Origin of the sequence: uncultured Veillonella sp. (genome assembly GCF_963524655.1) — a bacterium.
In the GTDB taxonomy this organism is placed as follows: domain Bacteria; phylum Bacillota; class Negativicutes; order Veillonellales; family Veillonellaceae; genus Veillonella.
Genome location: NZ_CAURHA010000002.1, coordinates 70,644 through 92,608 on the forward strand (window position 1 = coordinate 70,644; position 21,965 = coordinate 92,608).

The following is a 21,965-nucleotide window of genomic DNA, read 5'->3' on the forward strand; positions in this document are numbered from 1 at the left end:
ATTTCTTATATTATGATAGGCGTTTCATACGAGCCATAAAGAATCCATCCATATAATCTCGCGGAGGATATGTTGAAATCATACCATCTGTAGCCGGTGGTAACCCTTTATAGGATACAGAATCGATAACAAAGTTCTTATGAGTTGCTAGGAATTTTTCCAATACATCCTCATTTTCACCACTATTGATAGTACATGTGGAATATACTAAATAGCCATTAACCTTAACCATTTCAGACGCTTTTTCTAAAATTTCAAGCTGTAATGGAGGTAATTCATTTAGCAAGTCCTCTGTTTTACGCCAACGCATATCTAATTTCTTTTGTAATATGCCAAGGCCAGAACATGGGGCATCAACTAAGACACGATCAAATTGTTCCTTCCAATTATCGGGTAAATATCGACCATCTTGTAATTTAGTAGAAACAATAGATACGCCTAATCGTTCTGCATTCTGATTCATAAGATCTAACTTATGGTCATAAATGTCACAACTCATAATAGCGCCCGTATTATTCATAAGGCTTGCCATATGCATAGACTTACCACCTGGTGCGGCACAGCAATCTAAGATACGGTCCCCTGGTTGAGGATCTACTACATGAGCAACGAGCATAGACGCTTTATCCATAAAGGTAATATGACCTTCTATAACTGGTTTTGCTTTTTCTAAGTGCCCTTGGTGGCTATCAATATACACTACTTCAGGAATATCTTTGTCTTGTTCAACAGTCCACCCTAAATTTTGTAATTCTTTTAAGCAATCCTCGATTGATACTTTCACCGTATTAATACGTGCTGTTAAACGAGGTTGTTCATTGAACCAAGCACATAGATCTACGGTCTTATCTTTGCCCATTTCATTCATCCACAAAGTAACAAGCCATAACGGTTGATTGTAGATAAAAGAAATCTCTTCGGCTTCAGACTTAGCAAGTTCACCAATAGAAATACTATCGCATTCACGCAAAACGGATCGCAATACAGCATTTACAAAACCAGATAATCCTCGTGTTAACTTCTTAGCAAGTTTGACAGATTCATTGACCGCCGCACTTTCAGGAACCTTATCCATGTAGATAATTTGGTAAATCCCAAGTCTAAGGATTTCCACAACCATAGAAGAAAGTTTCTTTAAAGGTCGTTTTGCAAAGTGAACAATTATGGCATCCAAATAATTTTTTCTACGAATAACACCATATACAAGTTCTGTAAAAAACCGTCGATCTAAATCGGATAAATGATATTTTTGTAAATACTCTTGCAACTTAATATTTGCATAAGCACCATTACGATTAATATCGCTCAATGCTTTCACAGCAAGCAACCGAATATTCTGTTGTTGGTTATTCTTTACTTCTGACATCACTATTCCTACCAATCAATTGTTCTACTACTGCACGAACACGTTCAGGATCTACGGTTGTATTACAACATGGCCCATTAGGACGTTCATTTAATACGCCAATAACTGGGATGGGAAATACATCAGCCATGCCACTTGCTAAATCTCGTTCGCAAGCTATTGCTACAATAGCTTTTGGCCGCGCTTCCTTTACCTTCATTCGCGCTAAAGTACCTCCAGTGACAACTATAAATTGACATCCATAGTCTTTAGCCACTTGTAATAAGCTACCAACTTGACACCGCCCACACTGCTTACAATTGTATACATCATGTGTTACCTTATGAACACATGAACTTTCTTGTAAACAATGTGGCGTCAATAATAATATACGTTCTGGATCAACCGTATACATATCAAGCATCACAAGATGATTAATTAAATCAATCATAGACTGACGAAGTTGATCCTTAGTAACCCCTCTCACCTTACCGATAGCCAAGGTTAATGGAAATAATCCATATATAAACTGATTGGCCAATCTTAAAACAATAGGATGTAACCGTATAATACCTGTACTTGCAACAATAAGGGATAAACACAATAACCATATAATACCTATCAGAATAGAAAGAACTATACTACTCATAATAGATGCAAGAGAATGTAATTGTGATAGCCCAGGTTCTAATACATACATTAGAAAACCAAGTACTGCAGTGAGCAAAGCACATGTAATAGTTGATAATATCAGGTATAACGGATACGTTTCGTACTGTTTAATTTGAGTCCCCAAAAACGATACCTTCCTTTATCTGATGTCCATTAATAAAATCTGTAGCAGAAATACGCTTCTTATTTTCTGGTTGGACTTCTGTCAATAGAATTATATTTCCATCACCACAAAATACACCTAAACCGTCTATTTTAGATACGATTGTACCAGGCACAGTTGTGGCTGATATAGCAATTGGTACATGTTTACCACGGATATCTATCAAACAGTGAGTCGTATCACTTGGAACCACTTCTCCAGACCATATTTTTAAACGTTTTCCATCGAGGTAAGTATAACATCCCGGTGCTGGATTAAGTCCTCTAATGAGATTTGAAATTTCATTAGCAGGCTTAGACCAGTCTATATGCCCCATTTCTTTTGTAATCTTAGCAGTATGTGTAGCCATTGTATCATCTTGTGGCGTTGCCACAATTTCCCCATTAACCCAACGAGTTAATACGGGAACAATTGTTTCACCACCAAGCACCGCTATACGTTCAAATAACTGTCCTGTCGTTTCACCAGGTAAAATATCAGTCTCCACGATATCGATAATATCACCGGTATCAAGTCCGTCATCCATGTGCATAATGGTAACACCTGTTTTAGTGTCCCCATTTAGAATGGCATAGTGAATCGGCGCAGCCCCTCTATAGTTAGGCAAAATAGAAGCATGTACATTGATACACCCATATTGAGGTAATCGAATTAGCCATGGCGGTAAGATTTTACCATATGCAATAACTACTACTACATCAGGTTTTAATGCTTCTAATTCTGCTTGCACTTGCTCATCCCGTAAAGTAACAGGTTGATAAACAGGTAAGTTATGTTCTAAAGCAGCTACCTTTACCGGTGGCATTTGAACTTGTTTGCCACGACCCTTTTGTTTATCTGGCTGACAGTACACACCAACAATAGTATGTCCTGCTTGAATTAGCGCTTCTAAAGTGGGAACAGAAAAGTCTGGCGTTCCCATAAAGACAACACGTAAAGGATTATGATTAGACAATTTCTTTCTCCTCTGGATGATCTGCAATCAATCGTAAGTTTGTCGCTTTTTCTATAAATAAATGACCCTCTAAATGATCGATTTCATGCTGGAAAATACGAGCTAAGAAGCCTTCCGCTTTAATAGTAACCTTTTTGTTATGTGGATCAATACCTTTAACGGTGATCTTATTAAAACGTTCTACATCTCCATAATAGCCTGGTACACTTAAACACCCTTCAGGGCCTACTTGAGAGCCTTCAGCATGTGTAATTTCAGGATTAATTAATGCAATAAGGCCACTACCAACTTGATCGTCTACTACGATAATTCGTTTAGAAACAGCTACTTGAGGTGCGGCAAGACCTACACCTTCAGTTTTATACATAGTTTCAGCCATATCATCGATAAGGGCTCTAAGTTTTTTATTAACATGTTCTACAGGTTCCGCTACTTGTTTCAAAACGGGATGACCTGCTTTTACAACATCTAATACTGCCATTGATACTCCTATACTACACAGGATCCACGTCAATCAGAAGCCCTTCTTGCGTGAAAATCCATGAGTTATATATATATTCTTTCAAATTCGTTAAATCAGTACCACGGATCATAATCGCTAAGCGATACATGTCCCGTACCTTTTTTATAGTTGCTTCGTAAGGACCATTAATAAGAATATCTTCATCCCCTTTATGAGCCTCCAAATCATCTACAATTCGATTTGCAATGGACTCTAAGGTCTCCATATCTTGATGACGCACTACCATGTGAATCATTTCTCTAAATGGAGGATATCCTAAAGCTTTTCTATTTTGAATTTCTTCATGGTAAAAGCCTACATAATCATGAGCCTTACTCTTTATTATAGCATAATTTAACGGATTATATGTTTGTATTACAACACTACCGGTTTTATCCCCTCGACCAGCTCGTCCAGAAGTTTGGGTAAGCAAATCAAAAGTTCTTTCAGAAGCAGTATACACAGGAATATTTAAAACCGAATCAGCTGTTAAAATACCAACCGCTGTTACATCTTTAAAGTCATGCCCTTTAGATACCATTTGAGTTCCCAATAAAATATCGTATTTATGAGCTCCGAAGTCATGCAAAATATCTTCTGCTAATTGTTTGTTTTTAGTTACGTCTTGATCAAGGCGGGCAATGCGGGCCGATTTAAAATGACGTCGCAACTCTTCCTCTACCTTTTGTGTACCTGAGCCAAAGAATTTAATGCGTTTACTATTACACTTTGGACAAACCGTAGGAATCGGTTCGTGATGTTCACAATAGTGACAGCGCAATTCCTCACCTGCTTGATGATAGACCATAGCTACATCACAATGAGGGCACATAATAGTTTCCCCACAATCGCGACACATTACAAAGGTACTATAACCACGTCTGTTTAATAGAATAATCATTTGATTATGTTCATGTAATGTTTTCTGAATCAACCGACTCATAGCGTCAGAAAAAACAGAATAATTGCCATGGAGGATTTCTTCCTTCATATCAACAATAGTTACCTTTGGCATGGGTTGTTCAAAAATACGATGAGGTAACTCGAGTAAATGATACTCTCCTTGCTTGGCTTTATAGTAAGAAGTAATAGCTGGTGTAGCAGAACCTAAAATCACAGGACAATCATGTGCTTCACCACGCCATAAGGCAACATTACGGGCATGGTATCGAACCATATCTTCTTGTTTATAAGATGTATCATGTTCTTCATCCACAACAATAAGACCGATATTCTCAGCAGGAGCAAACACAGCCGAACGGGCACCAATAATGATATGACTATCCTTACGACGCAACCGTTCCCAATTATTATTGCGTTGTTGTACTGTCAATTTACTATGGAATACGACAACTTCATCGCCAAAGGTTTCCACAAATCGTCGCACAATTTGATCGGTCAATATAATTTCAGGCACCAAGATAATAGCAGTCTTATCTTGACTAATACATTTCGCTGTAGCTCGTAAATATAATTGAGTTTTACCACTACCAGTTACACCATGAAGTAAGAAGGTTTTATGCTCATGACTATTCATAGCCTCTTGTATAGGCTCATATACGGCTTGTTGAGCTTGAGTAAGAGGAATATTAACCTCTTCCGTTAAAAGCTCCGTAAAGGTCGTTTTTGTGGCTTTAAAACGTGATTCAATAGTAATCCCTTTAGCTTCACTTACTTGCTTTATGACCATGCGAGAAAAGCCTTTAGCTAATAATAATGCCTTGGACGCACCACCGACTTCAAGTAAGTATTGTGCTAATTCACGTTGTTTCTTTTTTCGTTCACTAAATTGATCTATTGAAAAATCAGGCATAACTACAAGCCATTCTTCTTTGGGTGCCTCATAGGATTTCAATGTTTTATTTACTGTAAATAAACGTAGTGCATCACCATAAGAAAAAAGATAATACTCATTTAAACGTCGTGCCGTATCCATCATTTCTGGTGTAAACCAAGGCTCACTATCTAATACTTGCACTATATTTCGCAACGTGAACTCAGGTGGCTCAACTAATTCTTCATAACCAATGAGGATCCCTTCTTCACGACTATGACCTAAAGGAATGAGTACGCGAGTACCAGGTAGGACGTTACCAAACTTTTCAGGCATTAGATAGCTCAATGGTTTATGAAGTTGTTTGGCAGGTCTGTTAATAATAACTTGTGCTACACGCATAGACTCATATCCTTTCATTTACTATAAAAGGTCTCAGTAGAAATTCTACTAAGACCTTTTGTATTATAAGCCAGCTTCAGCTTTTAAAATTGCTGCTTTGTCTGTACGCTCCCAAGGTAAATCTACATCAGTTCTACCAAAGTGACCATATGCTGCAGTTTTGCGATAATGAGGTTTTAACAAATCAAGCATTTCGATGATACCTGCTGGACGAAGGTCGAAATGTTTCTTAACGAGTTCTTGAATTTTGGTTTCCTCAATGCGAGCTGTACCAAACGTATCTACCAATACAGATACAGGATGTGCAACGCCAATAGCGTAAGCAACTTGTACTTCACATTTATCAGCAAGACCTGCTGCTACAACGTTTTTAGCTACATAACGAGCTGCATATGCTGCAGAACGGTCTACTTTAGATGGATCCTTACCAGAGAAAGCACCACCACCATGACGAGCCATACCACCGTAAGTATCTACGATAATTTTACGGCCAGTTAAACCAGCATCACCATGAGGGCCACCGATTACGAAACGACCAGTTGGATTGATGAAGTATTTAGTATTTTCATCAACAAATTCTGCAGGTAAAGCCGCATCGATAACATAGCGTTTCAAATCAGTTTTAATTTGTTCTTGAGTTACTTCAGGGCTATGTTGTGTGGAGATAACAATTGTATCAATACGTTTAGGTTTACCATCAACATATTCAACAGTAACTTGAGTTTTACCATCTGGACGAAGATATGTTAAAGTGCCATCTTTACGAACTTCCGCAAGACGACGGGACAAGCGGTGTGCCAAAGAAATTGGTAAAGGCATGAGTTCAGGTGTTTCATTAGATGCATAACCAAACATCATACCTTGGTCACCAGCACCGATTTTATCAAGTGCTTCACCATTACCTTCTTTGGATTCAAGTGCTTCATCAACGCCCATAGCGATATCAGCAGACTGTTCATCAATGGATACAAGGACACCACAAGTATCACAGTCAAAACCGAATTTTGCACGTGTATAACCGATTTCACGAACTGTATCACGTACGATGCGAGGGATATCTACATAAGTGTGAGTAGAAATTTCACCTACTACATGTACTAGACCAGTAGTAACTAAAGTTTCACAAGCTACACGAGCAGTTGGATCCTTTTCAATAATCGCATCCAAAACAGCATCAGAAATTTGGTCAGCTATTTTATCTGGATGGCCTTCAGTAACAGATTCAGAAGTAAAAAACATATGTTTTTCAGCCATTTTATCCTCCTAATACGAAAAAAAGCCTCTCATGTACTCATGAGAGACCCTCCCATCTAACGACATTTGTCATAGGAATTAGCACCTTTTCCCCTTGGAATGGTTGCTGTAGCTTCACAGGGCCTATCCCTCCGCTACTCTTGATGAGTTACAGAAATATTATAGTGTATTTACAGTGAGAAAGCAAGTCATTATTATACTTCTTTACCATCTTTCAAGGCTAAATCATGTTCAGCTTTATGAAGAGCACTGTCGAACAGTCGATACATATGATGACGTCCTAGAACATCTAAAAAGTCAGATTTATACATTTCTCTACGAATATCGTAACTCACATCGCTAAGTAAAACTTCAATGTCTCTCTTTTGAAGTTCTTCTATGATGCCTCGCAGAATACGTAATCCCGTCAAATCTACAAACGGCACCTTTACAAAACGAATAATTAAATATTTTGGATCTTTATGTATAGAACTTAAGGCTCTATCAAAAGCGCTGATGGCACCAAAGAATAAAGGTCCTTCCACGGTATATACCATAATGTCAGGATGAAGTGTTATTTCGTGCTTAATTTGTTCAGATAATTCAGCACAACTCGCTTCATGGACATCGATAGTATTAACCATTTTACGCATAAACTGTAAGACTGCAAGGACCACACCAACGTTTACAGCAACTACCAAATCGGTAAAAATCGTTAAGAAAAAGGTGAGCAATAAGATTATCTGATCTGGTCTTGGTGCTAAGATGAGCATTCGTATAAAACGCGGTGCATCACTCATATTATAAGATACTACAAACAATATTGCTGCCATAGATGCTAATGGAATATAGACAGCATAAGGAGCTAAAAATAATAAAATAGCCCCTAATGTAATAGCGTGAGCAATACCTGCTATTGGAGAATTACCGCCTTGCCGAATATTGGTAGCCGTTCGAGCAATTGCACCTGTAGATGCAATACCGCCGAACAAAGGTGCAAAAATATTGGCTAACCCTTGTCCAAATAGCTCAGTATTAGACTCATGCTTAGTACCACTCATACCATCTGCCACTACTGCAGACAATAAGGACTCAATAGCACCCAGCATGGCAATTGTAAAAGCTGGACCAATTAATGTTAAGATTTTATCAACATCAAAGTGTGGCACGGAAAATGCAGGTAAACCTTGTGGAATACCACCAAAAGCACTACCTATAGTCAAAACGGTAGGAAACTGATAAACAGCTTGTATGACTGTAGCGACCATCATGGCTACAATGGGAGCTGGAACTTTATTAATATAAGGAATTTTCGGCAAAACTAATAAAATGATTAAACTCAGTAAAGCAATCCCTAAGGTTGGTATATCAGAATACGGCAATGATTGAATCATAGCCCATAATTTTTCATGGAAATGAGGTATATACGGTAACTGAGGGAATCCAAAGAAGTATGGCCATTGACCTACCCAAATAGTAACACCGATACCCGCAGTAAAGCCCATAATAACCGGCGTTGGTATAAATCTAATAACAGTACCTAATTTGGCTATACTCATTAAAATAAGCATAACGCCAGCCATCATGGTTGCAATTTGCAAGCCATCAAAACCATAATTAACAACGATACTGCTCAATAAGACAATAAAGGCTCCTGTAGGCCCTGCTATTTGTACGGGTGAGCCGCCAAACAAAGATACAAAGATACCGGCAATGATAGCCGTATAAATACCAGCTTGAGGTGTAACACCACTAGCGATAGCAAAGGCCATAGCTAAAGGTAATGCTACTACTCCTACCACTAAGCCAGCAATAATATTATTACTCCATTTATCTTTACTTAAGGACCCATTTAAATATGCTTTTTGAATAGCAAACATATAAACAACACAACTTTCTCAAACTACATACAAAAAATATGATATTAGGGGTGTTTATTTGCTACTAACTCAACTACTTCTTTCATAATATATTGAGCTAATTCAGATTTCTTCATATTAGCCATTTCTTTAGGCTCTTTATCAGGATATAAAAAATAACCTTCGTTTGTATCTACGTTAAATCCAGCATTAGATTTGCTTACATCGTTCGCTACAAGCATATCTAAGTTTTTTCTTGCTACTTTATCTTGACCATACTTAATTACATGCTCTGTTTCTGCCGCAAAACCAACAAGGATTTGATGTTCTTTATGAGAGCCTAAACCTTGTAAGATATCTGGATTTTTTACAAGCTCCAGCATCATAGATTCCATTTTCTTAATCTTTTGCTCCGCTTTATGAAGCACTCTAAAATCGGAAACCGCTGCCGCCATAACCACAACATCTACATTTTTATATCTAGATTCAACAGCTTCTTGCATGGAAAGTGCGGAATCTACTGGAACAAATTCAACACCACTTGGTACTGATAAAGATGTAGGGGCACTCACTAAAATAACATTCGCACCCATTCGTACAGCTTGTTCAGCAATAGCATATCCCATTTTACCGCTTGAACGATTTCCAATATAACGAACTGGATCTATGTTCTCCTGAGTACCACCAGCAGTGACAAGCACTGTAGTACCTTCAAGTTCAGAAGTTTTACACAGATGGGCTTCAAGCCATTCTACAATAGCTACAGGCTCTGGTAAGCGACCAACACCTGTAACGCCACAAGCAAGCCAACCTTCAGCTGGTTCCATAATATGATAACCCAAGGAACGTAGACCTTCTAGGTTGCGTTGCGTAATTGGATTGTTATACATTTCTGTATTCATAGCAGGGCAAATATATTTAGGTGCTGTAGTTGCCATAATAGTAGTAGTCAACATATCATCTGCAATACCAGCATAGATTTTACCAATTACATTAGCCGTAGCTGGTACTACTACATACGCATCAGCCCATGTAGCCAATGCAATATGCTCCACATCCCATTGATGCACTTGTTCAAACATGTCTAATGCTACAGGGTGACCACTAATCTCACCAAAGGTCAATGGTGATGCAATATTCGTAGCATTACGAGTCATCACAACCTTGACCTCTGCCCCTTTTTTACGAAGACGACTAACCACTTCAATTGCCTTATATGCTGCAATACCAGCAGAGACTGCGACAATGATATGTTTTCCGCGCATGTTCTTCTCCTTTTAAAAATTCCTTGTATCAAGGATACAAGGAATTGATTTATCTTATTTAATGCCTTCTTTAGTACGTTTATACGTCACTTCACCTTCGGCAATTTCATAGAATGCCAAGGAAACAGGCTTGTCAGTTGCATGTGTAGATTCAGCTAAGCATGGTTCACCATCTGTTAGTTCACGAGCTCGTTTAGCTGCCAATGTTACCAAAGTGTATTTGCTATCTACTTGACTTTCCAATTTTTTCAATGGAGGTTTTACCATCATACTATCACTTCTCCTTAGACTCTTTATATTGTTTATAAATAAATTGAATTTGCTCTTTATTGCGACTAATCTTACAGGATTCAGCCCGTAAAATAGATGCAACCTTCTCTGACGCATCTGCAAGATCATCATTTACAACTATATAGTCATATCGATGAGCTAATGCCAATTCAGAACAAGCTAATGACAATCGTTTATCAATAACCTCTTTTGCATCAGTACCACGATTATGTAATCGTTCAGATAATTCAGTTAAGGATGGCGGTACAATATAAATAAATACGGCATCACTAAAGCGTTCCTTAACTTGCATAGCACCTTGAATATCAATTTCTAATAGTACACTTTTACCATCATCTAATAAATCCATTACATGTTGTTTAGGCGTACCATAGTAATTATCATATACCCTTGCATACTCCAAGAATGCATCTTCACTGAGTAAAGTCTCAAATTCCTCCTTGGAGCGGAAGAAATAGTTAACCCCTTCCTCTTCACCAACACGCGGTGCACGTGTGGTCATAGAAACGGAATAAACTAAATTAGGCATTTCTTTACGAATATTCGCACAAATCGTACCTTTACCTGCGCCAGATGGCCCGGATATAACGATTAATAATCCTCTGTCTGACATATGTACTCCTATGATTCCACTGTATCTACATCTACATCATGTTGCACAAGTCGATGTGCTACGGTTTCTGTTTGAATTGCAGATAATACAATTTGACCACTATCCATAACTAATACAGCACGAGTCTTACGACCATATGTAGCATCAATGAGCAGGCCCTTATCTCTAGCATCTTGAACCATTCGCTTAATCGGTGCAGATTCAGGACTAATGATAGCCATAACACGGTTAGCAGATACCATATTACCAAAGCCTATATTCAGCAATTGAATACTCATTCATGGACCTCCTATTACTCTACATTCTGTACTTGTTCTCTAATTTTCTCTAACTCACATTTAAGTTGAACCACAAACTCTGTAATACTAGAATCCATAGCCTTGGATCCAATTGTATTTACTTCACGATTCATTTCTTGCAAAATAAAATCGACCTTTCGACCGATTGGATTTTCATCTGTAAGTGTGTTTTTTAATTGTACCACATGTGAGCTGAATCGGACAATCTCTTCCGTAATATCAGTCTTATCAGCTAATATAGCAATTTCCTGCAGAAAACGCTCTTCGCTGATACTTGCTTCTAAAGAAACTAAATACTCTTGAATTTTACTTCTAATATGTTCACGATACGCTTCTACAGCACCAGATTTATTAGTATCAATATGAGAAATAATATTTTCTAGTGTGGCGATACGGCTCACTAAATCTTGTTGAATATGTTCACCTTCCACAGTTCGCATAGCAATCAAAGCATCTAATGCAAAACCTGTAGATTCTTTCAATATATCTGAAAGTACCTCTTCTGCAATGGGAGTATCTTGTTGTTGAATCCAATCATTAGAAATTGAATTTACAGCTTGTAATGGTACCTTTTTAGGATCATCATAAAATTCTTCTTGAACTAGCAATTCTTGAATTTGTTTTCTTAATACACTATTTATAGTAAAAGTTTTAGGTCTCTCACCTGCATCTTGAATAGAAACCGATACCTCTACCTTACCGCGATTTATACAATCTTGTACCATCCCACGAATGATACTTTCAAAAGGATTCATTTGTTTTGGACAACGTATAAATAAATCCAAGAAACGTGCATTGACGGACTTAATTTCTACCGTACAGGTAATGCCATCTTTGGTTGCTGTACCAGAACCAAAACCGGTCATACTTTTCATAAGATATCCTCCTTAGTAGTTTTTATTATTGTACCACGAATTACACAATCCGTGTTTAAATACTAAGAATTATATTTACACTATGGTATACTAAACTATACTTCTAAATAAATTTGAAAGGAGTACTATGAATTTAGACGGTCTTACCATGTCTGTACTCGCTAAAGAGCTAAATGAGCGATTACAAACTGGCCAAATACAAAAACTATATCAAATAGATAAAACTACACTATTATTTAAAATTCGAGCCCTTAATGAAGATCAAAACTTGATCATCACCGTAGGTGCTACCCCAGCCATGTATCTTAGCAAGCCACTGCAAGATTTACCAAAAGAGCCTAGCTCACTTTGTATGTTCTTACGTAAACATATCGAAGGTAGCCGCATTGTAAAAGTTGAGCAAATCAATGGGGACCGTATTATGTGTATCCAAACGGATAAACTAGAAATGGATGGTTCCATTACAAGTACACTTATTTATGTTGAATTAATGGGCAAATATTCTAACTGTATCTTTGTACAAGATGGAGTTATCTTAGAATCTTTAATTCATGTTTCTCCACTGATGAACCGTGAGCGTTCTATTAGCCCTAAACTTCAATACGAGTTACCACCAAATGCTAATCGCGTTAGTCTAATGGACTTTGATTATAATGAGATTAGAAATCTACTAGTCTCCTTTGGTAATGGCAGCGTTCAACAATCTATTCGCGCTATTTTTAACGGCTTTGGTAAACCTTTACTTGATGAGGTTTTATATAACGCTAATTTAAATGGTGATGAAATTATAACTGATTTAGAGGCACCACAAGTCGACAAGTTAGCAAATGCTTTGTACGATTTAAAAATGATGCTTCAAAACGGCAATGGATTACTCTCCTTAGTAAATGATAACCATAAAAAAGCATATTCTACCTTTATCTTACACAACTATAATATTGTAAAAACATACGAAACTATTTCTGAAGCTTTAGAAGAAACAATTCACAGTACAAAAGCAATCCACACAGCGGATAAAGAGCTAGAAAAGATTTTGACAGCGGCCATCAAAAAAGAAGAAGGTCGTCACCAAAAAATCAAAGAGGAATTAGAAGATACGAATAAAATGGATACCTATAAATTATATGGTGATCTATTAATGATTAATGCACACCTTCAAGTGCAATACGAACCTTCCATTGAATTACAAAATCTTCTTTCTGATGAAGGAGAAATGCTAACAATACCATTAAAGCCAAATCTAACGATTGTAGAAAATGCACAATGGTATTACAAACTTTACACTAAACTGAAGAACCGTATGGTCAGCGGTGAGTACCAACTTAACGCAAGTACTACAAAACTTGAATACTTAAAGTCAATTTTGTATAGTATATCGCTTGCTACCACTCGTGAAAGTTTAGAGGAAATCCGCAAAGAATGTATGGATGCGGGCATTATAAAAAAATCGAAAAAGCCACTATCCTACAAACTAGGTAAATCTAACTACATTCACTTAACAATTGACGAAGGTGAAATGTTTATCGGTCGTAACAATCAGCAAAATGAATATTTAACGCATCGTTTTGCTAAACCAACGGACATTTGGTTCCACACGCAAGACATTCAAGGCTCTCACCTTATTCTTAGACTTAATGTTGAACCAGATGACATGATTTTATCTAAAGTAGCACAATATGCAGCCTACTTTAGTAAGGCACGAGAAACTAGTAAAGTTCCTGTAGACTATACATACATTAAAAATATCAAAAAACCGCCTGGATCCCCTTTAGGTTTTGTTATTTTTAATACACATCAAACTATGATTGTAGAACCTAAAAAACCTGACAATTATAATGAATAAAAGAAAACGGCTAGATATAATATATCTAGCCGTTTATTTATATTATTGGTTTTCTTCTGTACGTTGTTCAGTCTGTTTTAAACTTTCACGATTTTGACGTAAGCTTTCCAATGTTTTCTCTAAGTTATTTTCTACGTATTTAAGAACGTCGCCAGCATATTGAATGGAGCTGGATTTCAATTCTTCAGAGGATTGGTTCGCAGCATTGATAATTTGATTAGCTTGCTCTTGCGCTTGTTTAACAAGTTCACTTTCCGCTGTTAATTTAGCAATGTAGTCTTTAGCTTGATCAATCAAAGTTTCAGCTTGACGTTGAGCATCAGCTAATACTTTATCTTTATCAGCTACAATACGACGAGACTCTTCAAGTTCCAATGGTAAGGACTCTTGAATAGAATCAATAATACGCATAATTTCGTCTTCCTCAACCATACGTTTTGTAGTCATAGGAATACGGCTGCTAGATTCAATAAGAACCTCTAAATCTTCTAATAATTTTTCTGTTTTCATACAATTCACCCCTATTTATTATGGACCGTATTAAAGCGTTCTTCAAGTTTTTCCTTAACATCATCCGGAACAAGACCATCTAATTTGCCACCAAATTTAGCCAGTTCTCGAATACCTGTGGAGCTGACAAAAGAGTATTTGTTATTTGTCATAATAAATACTGTTTCAATGTCATCATCCAAATATTTCGCAAACAAAGCACGCTGAAATTCATATTCAAAGTCGCTCAATGCACGTAAACCACGAATGATAATAGTAGCATTCTTTGATTTAACATATTCGTTAAGCAAACCACCTGTACAATCAATTTCAACATTAGGAATATGTTTGACAGAATTTCGAATCATCGCAACCCGTTCTTCCATGGTAAACAAGGAATTTTTATTCGGATTCGAGCTAACAGCAATGATTAATTTATCAACTAATCGGCTGCCTCTTTCGAAAATATCAACATGTCCATTTGTAACTGGGTCAAAACTACCCGGACATACACCTATACGCACAGGATTAGCTCCTTTCAGCTGTGTTTACAAAATAGGAAACCATCGTATAACCAAATTTCTGTTCTTTTATACACTCCCATGATTCAGGTAAACTAAAAACTTCATTCTTATGATGTTCTAGTAATAAAACACCTTCAGGTTTTAATAAATCATAGGTCACAACCAAATCTATGGTATCTTGTATAAATCCATTCTCATATGGCGGATCAGAAAAAATATAATCGAACTGTCGTCCCACTATATAATTTTTTAATTGTGAAAGTTTCCTCGGAATAATTTCTAACCGATCATCCACACGACAATGTTTAGCATTCTCTAAAATTAATTTTCCCGTTTTAAAGTCTACCGCTACTGCATGTGCTGCACCGCGACTTAAGGCTTCAATTGCTACTGCACCAGTGCCAGAAAATATATCTAATACGTCTGTACCAAATATGCCTCTATTAGCTAATACATTGAATACACTTTCCCGAACACGATCAAGTGTAGGTCTAGTATCAACCCCTTTAGGTGCTTTTATAGCATGCCCCTTCGCAGTTCCGCCAATAATTCGCATACAACCCTCACAAGATTATACTCATTAATTATAGTATATAAATAACCAAATTAAAAGTATCTTTTATTTACGATACTTCAATTTTAATATCGCGCCCCATTAACTCAGCCAAGGCTAAAGCAGGAGACTTTTCCTCATATAAAACTTCATACAAAGCTTTAGTTATAGGCATTTCAATTTGATGTTCACAAGCCATTTTATATACAATATCGGTGGCAAAAAAACCTTCCACCACCATATTTGTATGATTAATAATATAGTCCATCGTCTTACCATCTGCAAGCTTTTGACCAGCCGCACGGTTACGACCATGAGGACTCATACAAGTAGCAATTAAATCGCCCATACCGGCTAGACCAGCGTAAGTTTCTTTCTGGGCACCTAAGGCAACCCCAAAGCGAGTCATCTCATGTAGGCCTCTCGTTAATAATAAAGCCTTGCAATTGTCGCCAAGTTTAAGGCCATCAACGATACCAGCAGCTAAAGCGATAATATTCTTTGTAGCACCAGCAAGTTCAACACCTATGATATCAGTATTGGCATAAATTCTAAAATTTTGGCTACATAATGCTTTTTGAAGTGTAGTAGCCACCTCTAAATCCTCTGTACTTAATACAGAAGCAGCCGGTAAATTACGCCCAATCTCTTCTGCGTGATTTGGACCAGAAAGAACAGCCAAGTGACAACCAACTGGACCTAGAACCTCTTTCATAACAGTGGTTAATAATTTACCTGTAGTTCGTTCAACCCCTTTTGAACAAAGAATATAAGATTGATTTTTATGCGCATAAGGCATTATAGACTCCAAGCTAGTACGGACATGTACAGAAGGTGTAACCATTAAAACAACTTCTGCATTCCGAATAGAAGTCTCTAAATCAGAGCTATATAGTAACTCTTTAGGTAGCTCTACACCTGGCAAGTAATCTTTATTTTCTAAATCTTTAGCCAATTGGTCAGCAAATTCTGGGCGACGACAATATAAAGTTGTAGTATTTCCAGCTAAAACGGATTTAATAGCAAGGGCTGTGCCCCAACTACCAGAGCCTATAACAACAACATTCATACATTAATCCTTTTTAATACGTTCTACTTTTAACTCATTACCTGCAAGTAGACGTTTAATATTATCCCAGTGACGAACTATAACAAATAACGCAGCCAATCCACCAAAGCCAACAAACCAATAAGATTCACCTGTAACGTACATCAATACAGGTACTAATGCAGCAGCTACAATAGAACCTAATGATACAAGCTTGGTGAAATATACGATGATGCCCCACACAAGGAAGCAAAGCAATGCTACTAAAGGAGAAAGAGCAATGAGAACACCTAATCCGGTAGCAACGCCACGACCACCTTTGAACCCTAAGAAGATAGACCAGTTATGGCCCATCATAGCAAGGATACCACCTAAAATCATATACATAGGTCCATAAGAGGATAATAATACTACCCCAGCAGCACCTTTTAAAGCATCACATAAAAATACTGGTAATGCAGCTTTGAGACCGATAACACGATATGTATTAGTAGCCCCTATATTCTTCGATCCATATTGGCGTACGTCTGTATTAAAGAATGTTTTGCCAATAATTAAGCCACTAGGAATTGAACCAATAAAATACGCTAATACAGCATAAACGATAATCATAATATCCATTAGTCTTCATCATCCCGTTTCTTGCCACGTAATACTAAGCGAATTGGAGTACCTTCAAAGCCGAAGGATTCGCGCAATCGATTCTCTAAGAAACGCATATAAGAGAAGTGAATTAACTCAGGTTCATTTACAAACAAAATAAATGTCGGTGGCTTGACACTTGCTTGTGTCATGTAGTAAATCTTAGGAATTCTACCATTGCGAGATGGTACTGGATTTACCGTTTGCGCATCTTGTAACAATTGATTCAACGTACCAGTAGATACACGACGATATTGTTGTTCAGAGACGAATTTCAACATATCTGCTAATCGATGTATACGTTGCTTAGTTAAAGCAGATGCAAAAAGAATCGGTGCAAATTGCAAGAAGCCTAACTCTTCATAAATATCTTCAGTAAAACGCAATGTAGTTTTATCGTCTTTTTCAACAAGATCCCATTTATTAACAACAATGACTACACCCTTACCTGCTTCATAAGCATAACCTGCAATCTTCTTGTCTTGTTCGGTAACACCATCCTGTGCATCTAGCACAAGAACAACAATATCAGAACGGTCTACGGATCGCAAAGAGCGTACAATACTATATCGTTCTACAGCTTCATCAATTTTAGATTTGCGACGCATACCAGCTGTATCGATCAATACAAATTTTTGATCCCCATGAGTCCAATATGTATCGATAGAATCACGAGTAGTACCTGCTACATCAGATACGATAACACGATCTTGACCCAATAATGCATTCGTCAAAGAAGATTTACCAACATTTGGACGACCAATAATAGCAACATGAATTGTATCTTCGTCATCCACATTAGTACCTACAGGAGGGAAATGTTTCACAGTGTCATCAAGTAAATCACCTAAGTTCATTAGGTTTTTTGCAGAAATACCAATAGGATCACCTAAGCCAAGATTGTAAAATTCATAAATATTAGGCTCTTGATTTACACTATCAATCTTGTTAACTACAAGAACTACAGGTTTACCACTGGCACGCAAAATATTTCCAACCTCTTCATCAGCTGGTACAATACCTTGTTTACCATCAACGACAAATAAGATTACATCCGCTTCTTCGATAGCCAATTCAGCTTGTAATCGCATCATTTTTGGAATAACATGGCTATTTTCAGTGATGAATTCGATACCACCTGTATCGATCATTGTAAATTCACGATTTAACCACTCTGCATCGAAGTAAATACGGTCCCGTGTAACACCGGGAATATCTTCGACTATAGAGATACGTTTATTAACAATGGCATTAAAAAGTGTAGATTTACCTACATTTGGACGGCCTACAACGGCCACTAATGGTTTTGCCATAGTTTCACCTCATTATCTAATCTAATACATTACTATATTTTATCATATTCTACGTATAGTACGCAAAAAGGCTAACCAAGTAAACCTTGGTTAGCCTTATATTAGACAATGAATTATTCAGCGTCTTCTGCAGTTTCTTTGGATTCCATCATTTCAGTTAAAGCCAAACCCAATTTCTTTTCATCTTTGTTAAGAGAAATAATTTTAACTTCAACTTCTTGACCGCGGTTCAAGTAATCTTCAACTTTCGCATTACGTTGTTTTGTAATTTGGGAAATGTGAAGTAAGCCTTGAATGTCGTCGTTAACAGCTACGAATGCGCCGTAAGCTACCAAACGAACAACTTTACCGTTGATAACATCGCCAACATGCAATGTTTCTTCAGCTACGTCCCATGGGCTCTTAGACAAAGCTTTCAAGGACAAGGATAATTTGTTGCTTTCAGCGTCGAAGGATTGTAATTTAACTTCGATTTCTTGACCAACGGAAAGAACATCTTCCACTTTTTTGATTTTTTGCCAAGAAATGTCGGAAATGTGAAGTAAACCTTCAATACCGCCGATATCTACGAAAGCACCATAAGGCATGATTTTACGAACGATACCTTTATAGTTTTCGCCAACGTTGATGTTTTTCAATGCTTCAGCTAATTTAGCTTGACGTTCAACTTCTAATACTGCACGACGGGAAAGAACCAAACGGTTTTTCTTTTCATCGATTTCAAGTACTTTAGCTTCGAATTCTGTACCAACCAAGTTGTCCAAGGATTTCACGAAGTGAACATCACCTTGGGACAATGGAATGAAACCACGAAGGGATTTAACTGTTACTACCAAACCTGCTGGGATAGCATCAATACCTTTACATACGATAGCTTCATCTTTTTCTTGTGCTTCGATAACATATTGCCAATCTTCATCTTTAGCCAAGCGAGTCATGGAAAGATAAATAGGATTATCTTCTTTGATGTGATTCATGATAACTGCTTTAATTTCATCACCATTTTTTAACACATCTTTGGCAGATTCTGGTGCTGGATAAGAAATTTCAGTTCTGTTCAAAATGGCTTCAGTTTTGTAGCCAAAAGATACATAAGCGCGTTCATCTTCAACTTGAACTACTGTACCTTCTACAACGTTCCCTTTCTTAAATTCTTCTTGACCTTCGGCTGCTAATAATTCTGCAAAATCTTTCATTGTCTCAATGACCTCCTTAATAATCCAGTCGGGAGTCGATGCTCCTGCTGTTACTCCTACCGTCTGTACTCGGTTAAACCATTCCAGTTGTAATTCAGTAGAAGTTTCAATGTGATATGTTGTACATCCAACGTCACGACAAACCTCTGCCAATCGGTTTGTATTGCCGCTGTTCTTACCGCCTACCACAATCATAAGATCTACATTACGTGCTAATTCAACGGCAGAGTTCTGTCGTTCTTGCGTTGCATTGCATATCGTTTTGAAAACCTTAAGATTCTTAGATTTTTTCTCTAATATGTCTATTATACTGTTAAATTTGAATTGTGAAAAGGTTGTTTGTACAACAACGCCCATTTTTTCCACAATTTGTAGTTTTTCGGCGGATTCTTCATCTTCGATGATTATGCCTTCGTTATTAGCCCATAAATTAATACTTTTGACCTCAGGATGGTTTTTTTCGCCCAAAATCACCAAAGTCATTCCATCTTCAATGACAGACTTCGCATCTTGTTGTGCCTTTTTAACATGAGGACATGTAGCATCTACAATGTTTAATCCCTTTTGTTCAGCCTCTTCATAAATAGCAGGACCAACACCATGAGATCGTATAATCATTGTCCCCTCTTCAATGTCAGATACTTCTTGAACAGGACTAACCCCTTTATCTTCAAGACGACCTACAACTTGCGGATTATGAATAATAGGACCCAATGTATAGCTTTTGCCATCACTGCTCGCGGCTTCATTCGCCATTTCAACGGCTCTTTTTACACCATAGCAAAAACCATGGTTTTCAGCCAAAATTATTTCCATAAAGTCTCCTCTACACGATTTTCATGATAAGAATCAATCATTCGTTGGATTTCACCTTTAACTTGATCATTTACTTTTTTGATTGCTTCTGGGGTAGCCTTTTCCTTTTCTACAGGTATAGGTTTTCCAATAATACACGCTACCTTATCACGCTCCATATTATAAGAGCCAATAATAGCGACAGGTACAATGCTAACTCCTGTCCTTAGCGCAATTGATGCTGCTCCATCGTGGAATTTACCAAGTTTACCACTTTTTTGACGATTACCTTCCGCAAAGATACCTAATACCTTATTATCTTTGAGCAGCCCCATAGCATGGCGAATAGCAACTTTATCAATAGCGCCTCGATTTAATGGGAATGCACCAAGCCAAGTACAAATAAAACGAGAAATAGGATTCACAAACAATTCTTGTTTTGCCATGAAATGTACATGTCTAGGTAAGGCATAGCCACAGATAGGTGGATCATTATTACTTAAGTGATTTGGTACTACGATAACAGGACCTTCCATAGGAAAATTATCCCGTCCATATACTTTCAATCCATACCCAACCTTATAGCGGAGCCAGAAAGCAGTGCGCCATAACCAGGTAGAAAATTTATTCATGATTAATTGTCTCCTGTATCAGTTTTAACATATATGAAACAGTTTCATCGAAATCCATATCGCTAGAATCTACAACTACTGCATCATCCACGCATACTAGAGGAGATTCCTCTCGATTCTTATCCATTTCATCGCGACTTTCAACATTCTTTTTAATTTCATCTAAAGTCTGCTCATTTGGTGTACCTTGTACTTCTAGCCATCTTCGTTTAGCACGAGCATCCACAGAAGCAGTTAAATATATTTTTAACTCTGCATCAGGCAATACAACAGAGCCGATATCTCTACCGTCCAAAATAACACCACCAACAGCGGCCATGGCTTGTTGACGTTCTACCAAATATTGTCGAACCCCTTTATAAGAAGCAATGGTAGATACATTTTCATTGATTTGTTGTTGTCGTATTAATGATGTTACATCTTTACCTTTAACAAAAACTTTACATGCTGATGCAGTAGGCTCTAATGTTAAATTTAATGATGGCAATAAAGCTTCTACCGCTTCTTGGTCATTAACATCGATATGACTATCTAGAACGGCCCATGTTACACCACGGTACATGGCACCTGTATCAATATATAAATACCCTAATTCATTAGCCACTACTTTAGAAATACTACTTTTACCAGCCCCTGCAGGGCCATCGATAGCAATGGCAATTTTTTTAGTGCTCATAATAAC

22 protein-coding genes and 1 riboswitch are annotated in these 21,965 nt (G+C 37.4%); of the genes, 1 reads left to right on the forward strand and 21 read right to left on the reverse strand.

Annotation, left to right across the window (positions count from 1 at the left end; genetic code table 11):
• Positions 1-10: 10 nt before the first annotated feature.
• From rsmB to RYM16_RS01100, 12 genes are all read right to left on the reverse strand, one after another.
• The gene (gene rsmB / locus RYM16_RS01045) at positions 11-1,366 is read right to left on the reverse strand and encodes a 16S rRNA (cytosine(967)-C(5))-methyltransferase RsmB (protein ID WP_314981828.1); all 1,356 of its coding nucleotides are present in this window, start codon (positions 1,364-1,366) and stop codon (positions 11-13) included.
• The gene (locus RYM16_RS01050; protein ID WP_105081126.1) at positions 1,347-2,141 is read right to left on the reverse strand and encodes a DUF116 domain-containing protein; all 795 of its coding nucleotides are present in this window, start codon (positions 2,139-2,141) and stop codon (positions 1,347-1,349) included. The genes rsmB and RYM16_RS01050 overlap by 20 nt, the downstream gene beginning before the upstream one ends.
• The gene (gene fmt / locus RYM16_RS01055) at positions 2,125-3,135 is read right to left on the reverse strand and encodes a methionyl-tRNA formyltransferase (protein WP_105081125.1); all 1,011 of its coding nucleotides are present in this window, start codon (positions 3,133-3,135) and stop codon (positions 2,125-2,127) included. The genes RYM16_RS01050 and fmt overlap by 17 nt, the downstream gene beginning before the upstream one ends.
• Complete coding sequence (def, locus tag RYM16_RS01060) at positions 3,128-3,616, reverse strand: peptide deformylase (RefSeq protein WP_009351474.1); 489 nt, start codon at positions 3,614-3,616, stop codon at positions 3,128-3,130. The genes fmt and def overlap by 8 nt, the downstream gene beginning before the upstream one ends.
• Before the next feature lie 13 nt (positions 3,617-3,629).
• A complete protein-coding gene (gene priA / locus RYM16_RS01065; RefSeq protein WP_314981844.1) occupies positions 3,630-5,813 on the reverse strand; it encodes a primosomal protein N' in 2,184 nt (727 codons plus the stop codon).
• 63 nt (positions 5,814-5,876) lie between these two features.
• Positions 5,877-7,067, reverse strand: coding sequence for a methionine adenosyltransferase (metK, locus tag RYM16_RS01070; RefSeq protein WP_009351502.1), 1,191 nt, complete (start codon positions 7,065-7,067; stop codon positions 5,877-5,879).
• A gap of 49 nt (positions 7,068-7,116) precedes the next feature.
• Positions 7,117-7,217: riboswitch (SAM riboswitch) on the reverse strand.
• 44 nt (positions 7,218-7,261) lie between these two features.
• Complete coding sequence (locus RYM16_RS01075; RefSeq protein WP_314981830.1) at positions 7,262-8,926, reverse strand: SulP family inorganic anion transporter; 1,665 nt, start codon at positions 8,924-8,926, stop codon at positions 7,262-7,264.
• A gap of 44 nt (positions 8,927-8,970) precedes the next feature.
• Positions 8,971-10,170 carry a bifunctional phosphopantothenoylcysteine decarboxylase/phosphopantothenate--cysteine ligase CoaBC gene (coaBC, locus tag RYM16_RS01080; RefSeq protein ID WP_314981832.1) on the reverse strand — a complete coding sequence of 400 codons (1,200 nt, stop codon included), beginning with the start codon at positions 10,168-10,170 and terminating at the stop codon, positions 8,971-8,973.
• 54 nt (positions 10,171-10,224) lie between these two features.
• Positions 10,225-10,440 carry a DNA-directed RNA polymerase subunit omega gene (rpoZ, locus tag RYM16_RS01085; protein WP_004695660.1) on the reverse strand — a complete coding sequence of 72 codons (216 nt, stop codon included), beginning with the start codon at positions 10,438-10,440 and terminating at the stop codon, positions 10,225-10,227.
• 4 nt (positions 10,441-10,444) lie between these two features.
• Positions 10,445-11,074 carry a guanylate kinase gene (gene gmk / locus RYM16_RS01090; protein WP_314981834.1) on the reverse strand — a complete coding sequence of 210 codons (630 nt, stop codon included), beginning with the start codon at positions 11,072-11,074 and terminating at the stop codon, positions 10,445-10,447.
• Positions 11,075-11,082: 8 nt separating this feature from the next.
• Positions 11,083-11,352, reverse strand: a complete 270-nt coding sequence (remA, locus tag RYM16_RS01095; RefSeq protein WP_314981836.1) for an extracellular matrix/biofilm regulator RemA — start codon at positions 11,350-11,352, stop codon at positions 11,083-11,085.
• Positions 11,353-11,366: 14 nt separating this feature from the next.
• Positions 11,367-12,248, reverse strand: a complete 882-nt coding sequence (locus RYM16_RS01100) for a YicC/YloC family endoribonuclease (protein WP_314981838.1) — start codon at positions 12,246-12,248, stop codon at positions 11,367-11,369.
• A gap of 127 nt (positions 12,249-12,375) precedes the next feature.
• Here RYM16_RS01100 and RYM16_RS01105 point away from each other — a divergent pair, with 127 nt between their 5' ends.
• Positions 12,376-14,091, forward strand: coding sequence for an NFACT RNA binding domain-containing protein (locus tag RYM16_RS01105; RefSeq protein WP_314981840.1), 1,716 nt, complete (start codon positions 12,376-12,378; stop codon positions 14,089-14,091).
• Between the two features lie 42 nt (positions 14,092-14,133).
• Here RYM16_RS01105 and RYM16_RS01110 read toward each other — a convergent pair whose 3' ends face one another.
• From RYM16_RS01110 to cmk, 9 genes are all read right to left on the reverse strand, one after another.
• Complete coding sequence (locus tag RYM16_RS01110; RefSeq protein WP_005386756.1) at positions 14,134-14,601, reverse strand: hypothetical protein; 468 nt, start codon at positions 14,599-14,601, stop codon at positions 14,134-14,136.
• Positions 14,602-14,612: 11 nt separating this feature from the next.
• Positions 14,613-15,104, reverse strand: coding sequence for a pantetheine-phosphate adenylyltransferase (coaD, locus tag RYM16_RS01115; protein WP_009351506.1), 492 nt, complete (start codon positions 15,102-15,104; stop codon positions 14,613-14,615).
• Positions 15,105-15,108: 4 nt separating this feature from the next.
• On the reverse strand, positions 15,109-15,660 hold the full coding sequence (gene rsmD / locus RYM16_RS01120; RefSeq protein WP_009351467.1) for a 16S rRNA (guanine(966)-N(2))-methyltransferase RsmD: 552 nt from the start codon (positions 15,658-15,660) through the stop codon (positions 15,109-15,111).
• A gap of 67 nt (positions 15,661-15,727) precedes the next feature.
• On the reverse strand, positions 15,728-16,726 hold the full coding sequence (locus tag RYM16_RS01125; protein WP_009351455.1) for an NAD(P)H-dependent glycerol-3-phosphate dehydrogenase: 999 nt from the start codon (positions 16,724-16,726) through the stop codon (positions 15,728-15,730).
• Positions 16,727-16,729: 3 nt separating this feature from the next.
• The gene (gene plsY, locus RYM16_RS01130) at positions 16,730-17,326 is read right to left on the reverse strand and encodes a glycerol-3-phosphate 1-O-acyltransferase PlsY (RefSeq protein WP_009351484.1); all 597 of its coding nucleotides are present in this window, start codon (positions 17,324-17,326) and stop codon (positions 16,730-16,732) included.
• Positions 17,326-18,660, reverse strand: a complete 1,335-nt coding sequence (der, locus tag RYM16_RS01135; RefSeq protein WP_009351472.1) for a ribosome biogenesis GTPase Der — start codon at positions 18,658-18,660, stop codon at positions 17,326-17,328. The genes plsY and der overlap by 1 nt, the downstream gene beginning before the upstream one ends.
• 113 nt (positions 18,661-18,773) lie before the next feature.
• On the reverse strand, positions 18,774-20,672 hold the full coding sequence (locus tag RYM16_RS01140) for a bifunctional 4-hydroxy-3-methylbut-2-enyl diphosphate reductase/30S ribosomal protein S1 (protein WP_009351485.1): 1,899 nt from the start codon (positions 20,670-20,672) through the stop codon (positions 18,774-18,776).
• Positions 20,663-21,283 (reverse strand): 1-acyl-sn-glycerol-3-phosphate acyltransferase, encoded by a 621-nt coding sequence (locus tag RYM16_RS01145; protein ID WP_009351454.1) that lies wholly within the window; start codon positions 21,281-21,283, stop codon positions 20,663-20,665. The genes RYM16_RS01140 and RYM16_RS01145 overlap by 10 nt, the downstream gene beginning before the upstream one ends.
• Positions 21,276-21,959, reverse strand: a complete 684-nt coding sequence (gene cmk, locus RYM16_RS01150; protein ID WP_009351508.1) for a (d)CMP kinase — start codon at positions 21,957-21,959, stop codon at positions 21,276-21,278. Before cmk ends, RYM16_RS01145 begins: the two co-directional genes overlap by 8 nt.
• Between the last annotated feature and the right edge of the window lie 6 nt (positions 21,960-21,965).

Coding starts and splice junctions, on each gene's coding strand:
- coaBC (WP_314981832.1), bottom strand. CDS start 10,170: ATGCGCGGAAAACATATCATTGTCGCAGTCTCTGCTGGTATTGCAGCA.
- der (WP_009351472.1), bottom strand. CDS start 18,660: ATGGCAAAACCATTAGTGGCCGTTGTAGGCCGTCCAAATGTAGGTAAA.
- plsY (WP_009351484.1), bottom strand. CDS start 17,326: ATGGATATTATGATTATCGTTTATGCTGTATTAGCGTATTTTATTGGT.
- RYM16_RS01110 (WP_005386756.1), bottom strand. CDS start 14,601: ATGAAAACAGAAAAATTATTAGAAGATTTAGAGGTTCTTATTGAATCT.
- def (WP_009351474.1), bottom strand. CDS start 3,616: ATGGCAGTATTAGATGTTGTAAAAGCAGGTCATCCCGTTTTGAAACAA.
- RYM16_RS01075 (WP_314981830.1), bottom strand. CDS start 8,926: ATGTTTGCTATTCAAAAAGCATATTTAAATGGGTCCTTAAGTAAAGAT.
- rsmD (WP_009351467.1), bottom strand. CDS start 15,660: ATGCGAATTATTGGCGGAACTGCGAAGGGGCATGCTATAAAAGCACCT.
- remA (WP_314981836.1), bottom strand. CDS start 11,352: ATGAGTATTCAATTGCTGAATATAGGCTTTGGTAATATGGTATCTGCT.
- RYM16_RS01140 (WP_009351485.1), bottom strand. CDS start 20,672: ATGGAAATAATTTTGGCTGAAAACCATGGTTTTTGCTATGGTGTAAAA.
- RYM16_RS01125 (WP_009351455.1), bottom strand. CDS start 16,726: ATGAATGTTGTTGTTATAGGCTCTGGTAGTTGGGGCACAGCCCTTGCT.
- rsmB (WP_314981828.1), bottom strand. CDS start 1,366: ATGTCAGAAGTAAAGAATAACCAACAACAGAATATTCGGTTGCTTGCT.
- gmk (WP_314981834.1), bottom strand. CDS start 11,074: ATGTCAGACAGAGGATTATTAATCGTTATATCCGGGCCATCTGGCGCA.
- priA (WP_314981844.1), bottom strand. CDS start 5,813: ATGCGTGTAGCACAAGTTATTATTAACAGACCTGCCAAACAACTTCAT.
- metK (WP_009351502.1), bottom strand. CDS start 7,067: ATGGCTGAAAAACATATGTTTTTTACTTCTGAATCTGTTACTGAAGGC.
- RYM16_RS01145 (WP_009351454.1), bottom strand. CDS start 21,283: ATGAATAAATTTTCTACCTGGTTATGGCGCACTGCTTTCTGGCTCCGC.
- rpoZ (WP_004695660.1), bottom strand. CDS start 10,440: ATGATGGTAAAACCTCCATTGAAAAAATTGGAAAGTCAAGTAGATAGC.
- cmk (WP_009351508.1), bottom strand. CDS start 21,959: ATGAGCACTAAAAAAATTGCCATTGCTATCGATGGCCCTGCAGGGGCT.
- RYM16_RS01100 (WP_314981838.1), bottom strand. CDS start 12,248: ATGAAAAGTATGACCGGTTTTGGTTCTGGTACAGCAACCAAAGATGGC.
- RYM16_RS01105 (WP_314981840.1), top strand. CDS start 12,376: ATGAATTTAGACGGTCTTACCATGTCTGTACTCGCTAAAGAGCTAAAT.